The following is a 12,367-nucleotide window of genomic DNA, read 5'->3' as shown; positions in this document are numbered from 1 at the left end:
GTGCCACTAACGATGCCTGCTGTGCCGGTGTGCGGGTGTCGGCGGGTGTGCCGCGGATGTCCAGGCCGCCTTCGTAGCAGATGCCTATGGAGTGCCGGTTGTGGTTTTGGCAATGGGCGCCGATTTTCTCCAGCGGGCGGCCGCGGTGAATCTCTCCGTTGCGTGTGATGTAGAAGTGGTAGCCGATGTCGCAGAAGCCGCGGCGGATGTGCTCGCGGCGGCAGTCGTCAAAGCTCAGGCGCACGCCCTGGGGCGTGGCCGAGCAGTGAATGATGGCAAGCGTGATGATTCTCATCGGCCTATGCAGGAACTGAAACCGAATACCCCTGCCAGGGCAGTGGCTACTGCTACGATGGTTTTGAGGACAATGCCCCATACGGATTTTGATTTTGTGCTCATGTTCTTCAGGTGTTAATGTTGATAATCTGTTGCTTCTGTTATCCTAACGGATTCTCCTCTTCGCCGTTGCCGCCGGGGGTGCTGCCACCCGCGCCGCTGTTGTCCGGGCTGTACTTGGACGCTTCTTTCAGCTGGCCTTCCAGGTTGATTTGGGCATTGCTCAGCTCACCCGTGGCGCGGGCGCGGAGCTTCAGGCCCTTTACGTTGTCCGCCAGGGTGAAGGCGTCGGCAGAGGCAGCGCCTTTACGGCTGACGATGCCGACGGAGAAAATGGCGAGGTCGTCCAGTTTCACGTTCTTCCCGTCCAGGATAAGCTCTTTGGTGCAGGCTATCATGTCGGTAAGCACGCCTTTGATTAAGCCGGCAGAGTAGGGCGTGTTGTGGTTTGACATGTGCTTGGCGAGCTTCTCGGTGTCGAACGTGTCCTCAATCAGGGGACGGGCATACCATAAGCCTTTCAGGGGGTGGTTTTCACCGGTCATTTGATACTTCTTGTAACGAATCATAATCTTTAAGTTTTTGGGTTTTTAATTCTTGTTTTCAACTCTCTTTGTGATCACGTTACGAAGATACGATGCGCGGGAAGAGGGTTTGTCACTTTCGGTACGTTATGGTCTGTTGTAGGTTGTTATATACGGATATAGATGCGGAAGTGTGGAGATATTTCCGTATCTTTGCTCTGTAAGAACCAAAGAATCAGGGATTATGACGAATTTTAAGATACGCACATTCGGACGCACGGAACTTGCACAGCTTTACTGTCCGGAGTTGTGCCCGCAAGCGGCTTTCCGTAAACTGAACCAATGGATAGACCTCTATCCGAACCTGCGGGAAGAACTGCTTGCCTCAGGACTTTCGCCAAAATCGAGGACATACACGCCCGCACAGGTAGGGCTGATTGTCGGGGCGCTGGGAGAACCGGGCGAGAACTGACCTCCCTCCGGCAGTCCGACACATACCACCCGCATCTACAACAGAAAAAAACGCTTTTCATAGCCTGAATCCTCCTCTGTCCACTCAAGGATGCTTTGCGTTGCCAAAGGGCTACTCCACGTTGCTAAAGTTCTACTTTACGCCGCCAAAGTTCTACTCTGCAACGCTAAAGTTCTACGCTACGCTGCCGGAGTAGCCCCCGGGAAAACATGAAGTAATCTTTCATTCTTTTTTATCTTCAGTAATGTTACCGGCCGTTTCCGGCAACACCACCTTACTTTCCATCCTTCTTGACTGAAGTCCTTTCTTGCCCGGAATCCTTTCTTGTCCGGAATCCTTTCTTGCCCCAAAGACCCTCTTATCCGAAACACCTCCCTTTTCCATTCTTCTGTTCTTTTATCGTAAGCATCCGATAAAGTACACATTGTCTTTTTCATAAATAGAAAAGAGAGTGTGTCAAAATACATTTGATGATTTCTTTTAGGCACGGATTTCGCGGATTTCACGGAAAAAAGAACAAAGAAAATCTGTGTTTTCCGTGTAATCCGTGCCTAAAAAGAAACAAATAGCAAGCGAATGTTAGTTTTGGCACACCCTCCTTGTTTCTTCAACATAAATATTTAAACTCCAATTGTATTCGTATTAGACTTCTCCAACTTCCAAACATCAGGAAGAAGTTCACGAACATTTTTCCCGGAGTCCTTTTGCCCTTTTCCTTTTGTTCTTTTATTCTTTTATTCTTTTATTCTTCTGCCTCTACCTCCCCTCCGTTCCAAGTGTCACAATTGGTACACAACAATCACCCCCGCCGCCGGCTTCGCACACACGCACGTATAGTATATATACAGAAAACATGTCAAAACAACCACAGACAAAAAACCTGTCACACCCCATTTGGGAGAGGTTTCCGGTACGTCCCCTTTCCGTCCACGCTCTCTATCATCCCATGCTTCACCAGGCGTTTGAGCCATGTGGATGCCGTTCCGGGTTTAATGCCCGTTGCTTCGGCCTGCAGCAGGAAGGCGGAGCGGGTAAACTCCCTTTCCATGCTTTGCAGCAGGGCGTCGCGGTCGGCGTTGCTCCGGCGGCTGATTTCGGTTCCGGGCAGGAAGGAGAGGATGTGCGTGGCGTGGCGGTAGAGGCTTTCGGTAAGCTCCAGTACGGAGTTGAAGTCGGAGGGGAGGATGGTCATGTCCCAGCGGGTGATGATGCCGTCCTTGAGGTTGTCGCCGGAGATGTCCTTGTCGGGGGTGAGGTGGGGCGAGCGGGCTATGTCGTCCGATTCGAGTACGCGGAGCATGGCCACTACCTGCATGATGCGGCAGATGTTGATGGCAAGGCGGGCTACGCTGCTCGCCATTTCGCTGCCGTTGGCAAGGTGGGAGCGGATGAAGAGGTTGGCGAAGAGGTTGTTGAACAGCTCCTTCTGTTCGGGGGTGAGGCGCAGGGTGAAGAGGCCGCCGGCGGTGATGCGTTTCAGTTGCTCGCGCCACTGCATGCCCAGGCCGGTGAATACGGTTTCGAGGTCGGTATCCTGCCGGTCGAACTGGTTCTGCCACTTGTGGATGGCGGGCATGTAGTAGAAGAGCTGGCGCGAGAACAGGCCGTTTTCGGCGGTGGGGATGAGCGGTTTCACCTGGGCGGGAGTGCCCGAGAGCAGGACGGAGAGGTAGCTGCGCTTCACTTCGCGGTACTCGCGGTCGGTGCGGCGGTTGTAGGAGAGGCGGTCGTGGTCGAAGGCCTTGCGCATGGTGTCGCTCCAGTGGCCGTGTTCCGAGCCGATGGCGGTGGAGATGGTGTCGGCTTCGCTTTCGCATATCAGGCCGATGCCTTCGGAGTCCATGATATTCTGCAGGATGCCCGTGCCGGTGTTGTTGCCCGAGATGAGGAACATGCGGTCGGGCGGCAGTGCGGGCGGGGTGGCCTGCGAGCGCTCCTTGCCCAGCGAGTCGTAGGCGCCCTTCTCCTTGCGGTACTGCTTCATGGCTTCTGCCGTGTGCAGGCGTATCTCGTCGTGGATAGGCTCCACCAGCAGGCGGACGAGGGAGAGCACGCCCTTGCCCGAGGCAGACAGGGCCACGATGAACGTTTGCAGGCAGGGCCACGATGAACGTTTGCAGGCTGGGCGATATCATCTTGCCGCCGTAGGCGCAGCGCACGTGGCTGTTCATGCTGGCGCCCAGCACGGTGACGGCGCCCAGCAGCATGATGTCCTGTTGGGCGCGGGTGGTGCCGTGGGCGGTAATTTCGTTCAGCGGTGCGGGCCAGAGCGTCCGGTTGTCGAAGCAGGGCAGCGGGGTGAGGGGTTCGCTGCCCCGGCAGGTCTCCTCGTCGGCTGCTTCGGGGTCGGCTGCTTCGGGGTAGGTTGTCCCGGGGTAGGTTGTTCCGGAGTTTGCTGTTCCGGCATCGGCTGCTTCGGCGGGAAGACTGGCAGCGGGCGCTTCCGGAAATTCTTCCGCAGGCATCTCCGCTCTATTATAATAACCGTGCGCATGCGTGTGTGAGGCGGCGGGATGCGGTGCACCCGGCGTACCAAGTGTACCCGCGGGAGCGTCCTGCCGCGGCTTCTCTGCGGGGCGGGGGCGCACGTTGCACAGTTCGGCAAGGTGGAAGGCGGTGCCTATGTGGACGCTGTTGTTGTTTGTTTTCAGGGCGTTGCTGAAGAGCTTGTTTGCCGCGTGCACATCGTATTTGGCAGAGAGGCTGCACAGCATCAGGAAGTCGCTGCGTCCGGCTTCGCCGCAGTCGGTGGCTATGGCGAATGCCAGTTGTACATACTCTCTGTAGGTGGGCGCGATGTCGGCGCCCGCTGCGTGAACCGCTTCCGTGAGGCGGCGCAAATCGGATAGGATATTGGTCATGGGGTTATAAATTATGAGTTATCTGTTATGAATTATGTGCTATGAGTTATCTGTTATGAGTTATGAATTATGTGCTATGAGTTATCTGTTATGAGTTACGAATTATGTGTTATGAGTTACCTGTTATGAGTTACGAATTATGCACTATAAATTATCTGTTATAAATTATCTGTTATAAATTATGAGTTATGAATTACTGGTTTTGTAGCAGATTATTTTCCGGCGAAAGATTATTCCGGGTAGCGATGAGCGCACCGGGGTCGTAGCTCAGAAAGCAGGCCCGCACGAGGTCCTTGCCGGAAGTATCCACGCCTTTGGCGGAGTTGCGGTTGCCGTCGGCATACACGCACTGCACGTAGTCCATAGCCCATCGGATGCTTTCGGCGGCATTCTGGCGCACATCCGGCAGGGCGGGGTCGGGGGTGTAGGGCACGAAGGCTTTTACGCCCTGTCCGCAGGGGCTGATGAAGACCAGCTCCGGCCTAAGAAACGGGTCTTCAAACAGTTGGCGGCGCAACCGGGCGGCTTCGTCAGCGGAGTCGAGGTGGTCGATGTCCACCACTACGAGTCCCGATGCTTCGAGAAGGCTGTCGCTGCGCCGGCGGGCGAACGTGCCGCAGGGGGTGACGTAGGGCAGAAGCTCCTGTTTGAGGGCGCGGTAGGCGGATAGGTCGCCGCTGTCGAATGCCCGGCGCACGCGGTCGGTGAGCAGTTGCAGGCGTGTGTTGGCGGTTATCGTCCGGTACACTTCCTGCAGGGTCATGGTTTTGTAGGGTTTCAGGGTGGCAGGTTTGATGATTTGCCCCGTGCCGCCGTCCTTCACCGGCGAAATGGGGGCGAGGAACAGGGACATTTTGAATTCATTCATTTGTTTACTTGTTTTTTTGGTGCTGATTATTAATTTGTTAATTTTGCATCGCAATTCCCGAATCTTTCAGGGATACCCTTCAAAGTTCGTGATTATAAAACAGATGACCGTACACACATGTATGTACGAAACTTAATAAACCTAAATATTTCCCTTGTATTTTAAATAAAATTAATACTAAAATGAGTGTAAAAAATGAGGACGGGCAATATCCCTATCTTATGATAGGTGAAGAGCTCCGCTATCTGTTGAAGGCATCCGGCGTGTCTTTGAAAATGATTGCCGACCATGCCGGCATGAGTAATACCACCATTCAGACCCTTTTAAAAGGGGGGATGTGAAAATCAGCGTGCTCATACGCTGGTATAAGGCGATGAAAGCCATCCTGGACGATGAAGAGTTCGAATTGCTGCGGAGACGGGCGCACCGGATAGTGGATAAACTTTGACCCGCGGGCTTTTTATAAATGATTAATCGGTTGATTTTCGGAAAAGAATGCTACCTTTGTAAATAAAAGAAGTAAAGGCTATGTCTGCAAATGAATGTATGGAACAATTCTCTCCGCATCTGTTCTGGGATGTGCGCAAAGAGGATATCGACCTCGACGCACATGCGCAATATGTGATACAGAGAGTGCTGGAATATGGCTTGCTGGGCGACTGGAATCTCATTAAGTCATACTACGGATTGCCCAAAATCGTAGAGACCGCAAAGGGATTGAGGAGCTTGGAACCCCGTGCGCTGGCATACATTGCCGCTATTTCAAAAACCCCTAAAGAACAGTTCAGATGCTATACCTGGAAACAGTTGAATCCTCAACCCTGGAACTCCTGAAAAAACTGCAACGGTTGCCGGTGCTTGAGCAAACAAGGTTGGTAGGGGGCACTGCGCTCGCTTTGCAATTGGGGCATCGCAAATCTATTGATTTGGATTTTTTCGGCACGGTAGATTGTGAGGCTGAATATTTGCGGGAATCAATAGCAGGGATAGCTTCGCTGACCATTTTGAAGGAATCTCCCCATATACACATCTATATAGTAGATGGAATCAAGGTTGATATTGTAAATTATAAATACCCTTGGCTTGATGATGTTGTCCTGGAGCAGGGGCTTCGCCTGGCGAGTGTAAGCGATATTGCAGCTATGAAGATTACTGCAATCATAGGCAGGGGTACAAAGAAGGATTTTATAGATATCGCTTTCTTGCTGCATCACTTTTCATTAGAGGAAATCCTGCATTTCTATGCAGCCAAATACAACGACTCCTCTGTTTTCATGGCAATGAAAAGCTTGGCCTATTTTGACGATGCAGAGACAGACCCCATGCCGGATATGTTTGTAAATCAGTCATGGCAACAGGTAAAAGCGTATATACTCTCGAAGATTTCCTGAAATTTTTCCCTTTCTACAGGAAAATCTTATTAACTTTGCGGGTCACTTTTGGAAACAATAAAAAAATAATGATATGAATATCTCTTATAACTGGTTGAAAGAGTATGTGGATTTCGACCTGACACCGGATGAAGTAGCCGCCGCGCTCACTTCCATAGGACTGGAAACGGGAAGCGTGGAAGAGGTGCAAACCGTTAAAGGCGGACTGGAAGGCCTGGTCATCGGCGAAGTGCTGACGTGCGAGCCCCATCCCAACTCGGACCACATGCACATCACTACCGTAAACCTGGGACAGGGAGAACCTGTGCAGATAGTATGCGGCGCAGCCAACGTGGCAGCCGGACAGAAAGTGGTGGTGGCCACTTTGGGTACAAAACTTTATGACGGTGATGAATGCTTCACAATCAAGAAATCCAAACTCCGCGGCGTAGAGTCCAACGGCATGATTTGTGCCGAAGACGAAATAGGCATCGGCACAGACCATGCGGGCATCATCGTACTGCCCGAAACAGCAGTGCCAGGCACGCTTGCCAAGGACTATTACAACATTAAGAGCGACTACGTGCTGGAGGTGGACATCACGCCCAACCGCGCCGATGCCTGCTCGCACTACGGCGTGGCGCGCGACCTGTACGCCTACCTGGTGCAGAACGGCAAGCCCGCCGCCTTGAAGAAACCCTCTGTGGAGGCTTTTGCCGTCGATAACCACGACCTCGACATCCGGGTGGCGGTAGAGAACAGCGAAGCCTGCCCGCACTATGCCGGCGTCACCGTGAAAGGCGTCACCGTAAAGGAAAGCCCCGAATGGTTGCAGAACAAGCTCCGCATCATCGGCCTGCGCCCTATTAATAATGTGGTGGACATCACGAACTACATCGTCCACGCATTCGGCCAGCCGCTCCACTGCTTCGATGCGGACAGGATTAAAGGCGGCGAGGTCATTGTAAAGACCCTGCCCGAAGGCACTCCCTTCACTACCCTGGACGGCGTGGAACGCAAGCTCAACGGACGCGACCTGATGATTTGCAACCGGGAAGAGCCCATGTGCATCGCCGGAGTGTTCGGCGGACTGGATTCAGGCTCCACCGAAACCACGAAGGACGTCTTCCTCGAAAGCGCTTATTTTCACCCCACCTGGGTGCGTAAGACCGCCCGCCGCCACGGCCTGAACACGGATGCTTCCTTCCGCTTTGAAAGAGGCGTCGACCCCAACGCCACCCTTTACTGCCTGAAACTGGCGGCACTGATGGTGAAGGAACTTGCCGGCGGCACCATCTCTTCCGACATCAAGGATGTATGCGCCGCTCCCGCCCGCGACTTCCGGGTGGAACTCTCTTACGGGAAGGTACACGCGCTGATAGGCAAGGAGATTCCGGCAGAGACGATAAAAAGCATCGTGACGAGCCTGGAGATGAAGATTGTAGGCGAAACGGCAGAGGGCCTGACGCTCGACGTGCCGCCATACCGCGTGGATGTGCAGCGCGACTGCGATGTGATAGAGGACATCCTCCGTATTTACGGATATAATAATGTGGAGATTCCCACAGCCTTGAAGTCCAGCCTGACAACGAAGGGCGAGTGCGACAAGTCCAACCGTCTGCAGAACCTGGTTGCCGAGCAACTGGTGGGCTGCGGTTTCAACGAAATCCTGAACAACTCGCTGACACGCGCCGCCTATTACGACGGACTGGAATCTTATTCCGCCAAGAACCTCGTGATGCTGATGAATCCGCTCAGCGCCGACCTGAACGCCATGCGCCAGACGCTGCTTTTCGGCGGACTGGAGAGCATCGCGCACAATGCCAACCGCAAGAATGCCGATTTGAAATTCTTTGAATTCGGCAACTGCTATTACTTCAACGAAGAGAAGCGTAACCCCGAAAAGGCGCTCGCTCCTTATTCCGAAGACTATCACCTGGGCCTGTGGATTACCGGCAAGAGAGTGTCCAACTCATGGGCGCATCAGGACGAGGACAGTTCGGTGTACGAACTGAAAGCGTATGTAGAAAACATATTTGCCCGTCTGGGCTTGCAGATGCACGACCTGGTAGTGGGCAACCTTACGGACGATATTTACGCCGCTGCCCTGTCCGTGCAGACAAGGGGGGGCAAGCGCCTTGCCACGTTCGGCGTGGTGACAAGGAAGCTCCTGAAAGCGTTCGACATCGACAACGAGGTGTACTATGCCGACCTGAACTGGAAAGAGCTGATGAAGGCCATCAGGAACGTGAAGGTAAACTATACCGAAATCTCCAAATTCCCGGCCGTGAAGCGCGACCTCGCTTTGCTGATTGACAAGAAGGTGCAGTTTGCCGAAATCGAGAAGATTGCCTACGAAACGGAGAAGAAGCTGCTGAAAGAAGTCTCCCTCTTCGACGTCTATGAAGGCAAGAACCTGGAAGCCGGCAAGAAATCGTATGCCGTAAGTTTCCTGTTGCAGGACGAGAATGCCACACTGAACGACAAGCAGATTGACAAAGTGATGCAGAAGCTGATTGCCAACCTGCAGAACCGACTGGGAGCCGTGCTGCGGTAAAAACAAGCTGACCCGCTATGAAGAAGTATGATATAAAACCGGATCACCATATCAGAGCCAAAAGAGCGTCTCTGACGGGCCTGACCATAGGGCTGCTCCTCTTGTTTCAGGCAGTAAGGGTGCTTTGGCACTTCCCTGAGAACGAGGGCTGGAGAAATGCCCTGGCAGGGGTGAGCGGTCTGATATGCCTGCTGATGTGCGGCGTGTCATATTGGAAGTATCGGAAACTGACGCGGCAGTAAAGACAGAAACCAATTAAAGAACAAATTAAAATATACAATCCAATGGGAAGAGCGTTTGAATATAGAAAAGCTGCCAAATTGAAAAGATGGGGTCACATGGCTAAGACCTTTACAAGACTGGGTAAACAAATTGCTATTGCGGTGAAAGCCGGCGGACCCGAACCGGAAAACAACCCTGCACTGCGTTCGGTTATCGCTACCTGCAAGCGCGAGAACATGCCGAAGGACAACATCGAGCGTGCCATCAAGAATGCAATGGGTAAGGACCAGAGCGACTACAAGAGCATGACCTACGAGGGATACGGACCTCACGGTGTGGCCGTATTTGTGGATACACTGACCGATAACCCCACCCGCACGGTGGCCGATGTGCGCAGCGTGTTCAACAAGTTTGGCGGAAACCTGGGCACAATGGGCTCACTGGCTTTCCTGTTCGACCACAAATGCGTGTTCACTTTCAAGAAGAAAGACGGCATGGATATGGAAGAATTCATCCTCGACATGATCGATTTCGACATCGACGAAGACTACGAAGAGGACGAAGAAGAAGGCACAATCACCATCTACGGTGACCCGAAGAGCTACGCAGCCATCCAGAAGCACCTGGAAGAGGGCGGCTTTGAGGATGTGGGCGGCGAGTTTACCTACATCGCCAACGACCTGAAAGATGTGGAGCCTGCACACCGCGAGACCATCGACAAGATGGTGGAACGCCTGGAAGAGTTTGACGACGTGCAGACGGTGTACACCAATATGAAGCCGGAAGAAAGCGAAGAGTAATGACGTATACTTACAAGACCAAAGGCACGTGCAGTACCAATATCGAGCTTGAGGTGGAAGACGGCATCGTGCGGAACATCGCGTTCTGGGGCGGATGCAACGGCAATCTGCAAGGGTTGTCGCGCCTGGTTGCCGGGATGCCGGTGAAAGAGGTGATTTCACGCCTGGAAGGTATCCGCTGCGGCGGACGTCCCACTTCCTGTCCCGACCAGTTGTGTAAGGCATTGCACGAGATGGGATATTGATTCTGCTGCTCTGGTTGAAGATGTAAGGGGGCGTGATGATTTTTTAGGCACGGATTACGCGGATTACACGGATTTTCTTAATTCTTTTTTTATCAAAATCCGTGTAATCCGCGTAATCCGTGCCTAAAAGAAATCGTCAAGTGTATTTCAACCACTCTCTTTCGGAGACCTTGTGAACTTCACGGACTTCACGGAAAGGAAATCAGGAAAAGCTGTGTTTTCCGTACGGGTATATTCATCCCACGAGGTGGATAAATTTGTCTTGCGGGATGAATTTATCCGTCTCGTGGGATGATTTTTTGGGGTTGGCAGGGCAACGTGTCTGCCATTTTGAACCAACTTATGGTGCATTTGTTTTTTATTTGAGTACTTTTACATCCTCAAAACAAGAACAACATAATAATGAAGAATATTTTTAAAGACTTGCAACGGAAAGACCACAAACGCTATTTGGGTGGTCTGGACGTGTTCAGATATATCGGACCGGGACTGCTGGTGACGGTAGGTTTCATCGACCCCGGAAACTGGGCGTCGAATTTTGCGGCGGGGTCGGAGTTCGGCTACTCGCTGCTGTGGGTGGTGACGCTCTCTACCGTCATGCTGATAATCCTGCAACACAACGTGGCGCACCTGGGCATCGTAACGGGACTGTGCCTGTCGGAAGCCGCCACGCAGTACACTCCCAAATGGGTGTCGCGCCCTATATTGGGTACAGCGGTGCTGGCTTCCATATCCACTTCCCTTGCCGAAATATTGGGCGGGGCCATCGCACTGCAAATGCTGCTGGACATCCCCATTATATGGGGTTCGGTGCTGACTACGCTTTTCGTGTCCATAATGCTTTTCACCAACTCCTACAAGAAGATTGAAAGGGCCATCATTGCCTTCGTGTCCGTCATAGGGCTTTCGTTCATCTACGAGCTTTTCCTTGTCAGGATAGACTGGCCAGTGGCGGTGCAGGGGTGGGTGACTCCTTCGTTCCCCCAGGGAAGCATGCTCATTATCATGAGTGTGCTCGGAGCCGTGGTGATGCCCCATAACCTGTTTCTCCATTCGGAGGTGATACAGAGCCACGAGTACAATAAGAAGGACGATGCCTCTATCCGCAGGGTGCTGAAGTACGAATTGTTCGACACGCTCTTCTCCATGATTGTGGGATGGGCCATTAACAGTGCGATGATACTGCTGGCCGCCGCCACTTTCTTCAAAGGCGGGATTCAGGTGGAGGAGTTGCAGCAGGCGAAGTCGCTGTTGGATCCGTTGCTGGGCAGCAGCGCCGGCGTGGTGTTTGCGCTGGCATTGCTGATGGCGGGCATCTCCTCGACGATTACGAGCGGCATGGCGGCAGGTTCCATCTTTGCCGGTATCTTCGGCGAGTCCTACCACATCAGGGACAGCCACTCGCAGGTGGGGGTAATCCTTTCGTTGGGCATCGCGCTGCTGTTGATTTGTTTTATCGGCGACCCGTTCAAGGGACTGCTGATTTCGCAGATGATACTGAGCATCCAGTTGCCGTTTACGGTGTTCCTACAGGTGAGCCTCACCTCGTCCCGCAAAGTGATGGGGCAGTATGTGAACAGTAAATGGAGCACATTCGTGCTCTATACGATTGCCGCCATCGTGACGGTATTGAATGTGATGCTGCTGATATCGAGTTTGTAATGAACGCTGCTTGCCGGATGAATGATTGCAACCTGACGAATGATTGCAAGCGGACGAAAGATTGCAACCTGACAAACGATTGCAACCTGACGAACGATTGCCGCCGGGCGGATAATTAAAAAAATATATATACGGAAATGAAGATTATAACCTATAACGTAAACGGTTTGCGGGCCGCCGTGTCCAAAGGGCTTCCCGAATGGCTGGCAAAGGAACAGCCGGACGTGCTGTGCCTGCAGGAAACCAAATTGCAGCCGGAGCAGTATCCTGCGGAGGCGTTGGATGCATTGGGATACAGGCATTATCTGCATTCAGCCCGGAAGAAAGGGTATAGCGGAGTCGCCATCCTGACGAAACGCGAGCCGGACTATGTGGAATACGGCATGGGCATGGAGGAGTACGATAGCGAAGGACGGTTTGTCCGTGCCGATTACGGCGACCTGTCCGTGG

General features: G+C 52.9%; 15 protein-coding genes and 1 pseudogene. 10 read left to right on the top strand and 6 right to left on the bottom strand.

What is annotated here, in order from left to right; translation table 11 throughout:
* The 3 genes from AB5903_RS15195 to AB5903_RS15185 form a co-directional block, all read right to left on the bottom strand.
* On the bottom strand, window positions 1–295 hold a 295-nt coding region (locus AB5903_RS15195), incomplete at its 3' end, for an N-acetylmuramoyl-L-alanine amidase (RefSeq protein ID WP_368117988.1).
* The gene (locus AB5903_RS15190; protein WP_016662907.1) at window positions 292–399 is read right to left on the bottom strand and encodes a smalltalk protein; all 108 of its coding nucleotides are present in this window, start codon (window positions 397–399) and stop codon (window positions 292–294) included. The genes AB5903_RS15195 and AB5903_RS15190, both read right to left, overlap by 4 nt.
* Window positions 400–437: 38 nt before the next feature.
* Window positions 438–905, bottom strand: a complete 468-nt coding sequence (locus AB5903_RS15185) for a hypothetical protein (RefSeq protein ID WP_016662906.1) — start codon at window positions 903–905, stop codon at window positions 438–440.
* A gap of 199 nt (window positions 906–1,104) precedes the next feature.
* On the opposite strand from AB5903_RS15185, the gene AB5903_RS15180 reads away from it, so the two are divergent.
* Window positions 1,105–1,332, top strand: coding sequence for a DUF4248 domain-containing protein (locus tag AB5903_RS15180; protein ID WP_022104475.1), 228 nt, complete (start codon window positions 1,105–1,107; stop codon window positions 1,330–1,332).
* Between the two features lie 222 nt (window positions 1,333–1,554).
* On the opposite strand, the gene AB5903_RS15175 is transcribed toward AB5903_RS15180, so the two are convergent.
* The 3 genes and pseudogenes from AB5903_RS15175 to AB5903_RS15165 all read right to left on the bottom strand — a co-directional run bounded on the left by AB5903_RS15175 (window position 1,555) and on the right by AB5903_RS15165 (window position 5,061).
* On the bottom strand, window positions 1,555–1,716 hold the full coding sequence (locus tag AB5903_RS15175) for a hypothetical protein (protein ID WP_368117987.1): 162 nt from the start codon (window positions 1,714–1,716) through the stop codon (window positions 1,555–1,557).
* Between the two features lie 499 nt (window positions 1,717–2,215).
* Window positions 2,216–4,193 (bottom strand): annotated as a pseudogene (locus AB5903_RS15170) (DUF3987 domain-containing protein).
* 193 nt (window positions 4,194–4,386) lie between these two features.
* Window positions 4,387–5,061: a BT4734/BF3469 family protein gene (locus AB5903_RS15165; RefSeq protein ID WP_195658025.1), complete on the bottom strand. Its 675-nt coding sequence runs from the start codon at window positions 5,059–5,061 to the stop codon at window positions 4,387–4,389.
* 182 nt (window positions 5,062–5,243) lie between these two features.
* Between AB5903_RS15165 and AB5903_RS15160 the strand changes: the two genes are divergently transcribed.
* The 9 genes from AB5903_RS15160 to AB5903_RS15120 all read left to right on the top strand — a co-directional run.
* Window positions 5,244–5,402 carry a helix-turn-helix transcriptional regulator gene (locus tag AB5903_RS15160; protein ID WP_005653730.1) on the top strand — a complete coding sequence of 53 codons (159 nt, stop codon included), beginning with the start codon at window positions 5,244–5,246 and terminating at the stop codon, window positions 5,400–5,402.
* A 187-nt stretch (window positions 5,403–5,589) separates the two neighbouring features.
* The gene (locus AB5903_RS15155) at window positions 5,590–5,895 is read left to right on the top strand and encodes a hypothetical protein (RefSeq protein WP_016662903.1); all 306 of its coding nucleotides are present in this window, start codon (window positions 5,590–5,592) and stop codon (window positions 5,893–5,895) included.
* Entirely contained in the window at window positions 5,850–6,452 is a 603-nt protein-coding gene (locus AB5903_RS15150; RefSeq protein ID WP_016662902.1) for a nucleotidyl transferase AbiEii/AbiGii toxin family protein, read from the top strand. Before AB5903_RS15155 ends, AB5903_RS15150 begins: the two co-directional genes overlap by 46 nt.
* A gap of 73 nt (window positions 6,453–6,525) precedes the next feature.
* Entirely contained in the window at window positions 6,526–8,988 is a 2,463-nt protein-coding gene (pheT, locus tag AB5903_RS15145) for a phenylalanine--tRNA ligase subunit beta (RefSeq protein WP_368117986.1), read from the top strand.
* A gap of 17 nt (window positions 8,989–9,005) precedes the next feature.
* Entirely contained in the window at window positions 9,006–9,230 is a 225-nt protein-coding gene (locus AB5903_RS15140) for a hypothetical protein (RefSeq protein WP_016662900.1), read from the top strand.
* 42 nt (window positions 9,231–9,272) lie between these two features.
* On the top strand, window positions 9,273–10,010 hold the full coding sequence (locus tag AB5903_RS15135; RefSeq protein WP_005653738.1) for a YebC/PmpR family DNA-binding transcriptional regulator: 738 nt from the start codon (window positions 9,273–9,275) through the stop codon (window positions 10,008–10,010).
* Window positions 10,010–10,255: a TIGR03905 family TSCPD domain-containing protein gene (locus AB5903_RS15130; RefSeq protein WP_005653739.1), complete on the top strand. Its 246-nt coding sequence runs from the start codon at window positions 10,010–10,012 to the stop codon at window positions 10,253–10,255. The genes AB5903_RS15135 and AB5903_RS15130 overlap by 1 nt, the downstream gene beginning before the upstream one ends.
* 402 nt (window positions 10,256–10,657) lie before the next feature.
* Window positions 10,658–11,917: an Nramp family divalent metal transporter gene (locus tag AB5903_RS15125; protein ID WP_368117985.1), complete on the top strand. Its 1,260-nt coding sequence runs from the start codon at window positions 10,658–10,660 to the stop codon at window positions 11,915–11,917.
* Between the two features lie 137 nt (window positions 11,918–12,054).
* The coding region (locus AB5903_RS15120; RefSeq protein ID WP_368117984.1) for an exodeoxyribonuclease III at window positions 12,055–12,367 on the top strand (313 nt) is incomplete at its 3' end.

The sequence above is a fragment of the Bacteroides sp. 2201st1_D9_2201SCRN_220225 genome, from assembly GCF_040928965.1.
Taxonomy (GTDB): Bacteria; Bacteroidota; Bacteroidia; order Bacteroidales; family Bacteroidaceae; genus Bacteroides; species Bacteroides stercoris.
This window is presented reverse-complemented; position numbering and strand designations above follow the sequence as displayed.

What these genes read in the sequence shown, in the direction of transcription:
- AB5903_RS15190 (WP_016662907.1), bottom strand. Translation starts at nt 399, where the DNA reads ATGAGCACAAAATCAAAATCCGTATGGGGCATTGTCCTCAAAACCATC.
- AB5903_RS15185 (WP_016662906.1), bottom strand. Translation starts at nt 905, where the DNA reads ATGATTCGTTACAAGAAGTATCAAATGACCGGTGAAAACCACCCCCTG.
- AB5903_RS15180 (WP_022104475.1), top strand. Translation starts at nt 1,105, where the DNA reads ATGACGAATTTTAAGATACGCACATTCGGACGCACGGAACTTGCACAG.
- AB5903_RS15175 (WP_368117987.1), bottom strand. Translation starts at nt 1,716, where the DNA reads ATGGAAAAGGGAGGTGTTTCGGATAAGAGGGTCTTTGGGGCAAGAAAG.
- AB5903_RS15165 (WP_195658025.1), bottom strand. Translation starts at nt 5,061, where the DNA reads ATGAATGAATTCAAAATGTCCCTGTTCCTCGCCCCCATTTCGCCGGTG.
- AB5903_RS15160 (WP_005653730.1), top strand. Translation starts at nt 5,244, where the DNA reads ATGAGTGTAAAAAATGAGGACGGGCAATATCCCTATCTTATGATAGGT.
- AB5903_RS15155 (WP_016662903.1), top strand. Translation starts at nt 5,590, where the DNA reads ATGTCTGCAAATGAATGTATGGAACAATTCTCTCCGCATCTGTTCTGG.
- AB5903_RS15150 (WP_016662902.1), top strand. Translation starts at nt 5,850, where the DNA reads ATGCTATACCTGGAAACAGTTGAATCCTCAACCCTGGAACTCCTGAAA.
- pheT (WP_368117986.1), top strand. Translation starts at nt 6,526, where the DNA reads ATGAATATCTCTTATAACTGGTTGAAAGAGTATGTGGATTTCGACCTG.
- AB5903_RS15140 (WP_016662900.1), top strand. Translation starts at nt 9,006, where the DNA reads ATGAAGAAGTATGATATAAAACCGGATCACCATATCAGAGCCAAAAGA.
- AB5903_RS15135 (WP_005653738.1), top strand. Translation starts at nt 9,273, where the DNA reads ATGGGAAGAGCGTTTGAATATAGAAAAGCTGCCAAATTGAAAAGATGG.
- AB5903_RS15130 (WP_005653739.1), top strand. Translation starts at nt 10,010, where the DNA reads ATGACGTATACTTACAAGACCAAAGGCACGTGCAGTACCAATATCGAG.
- AB5903_RS15125 (WP_368117985.1), top strand. Translation starts at nt 10,658, where the DNA reads ATGAAGAATATTTTTAAAGACTTGCAACGGAAAGACCACAAACGCTAT.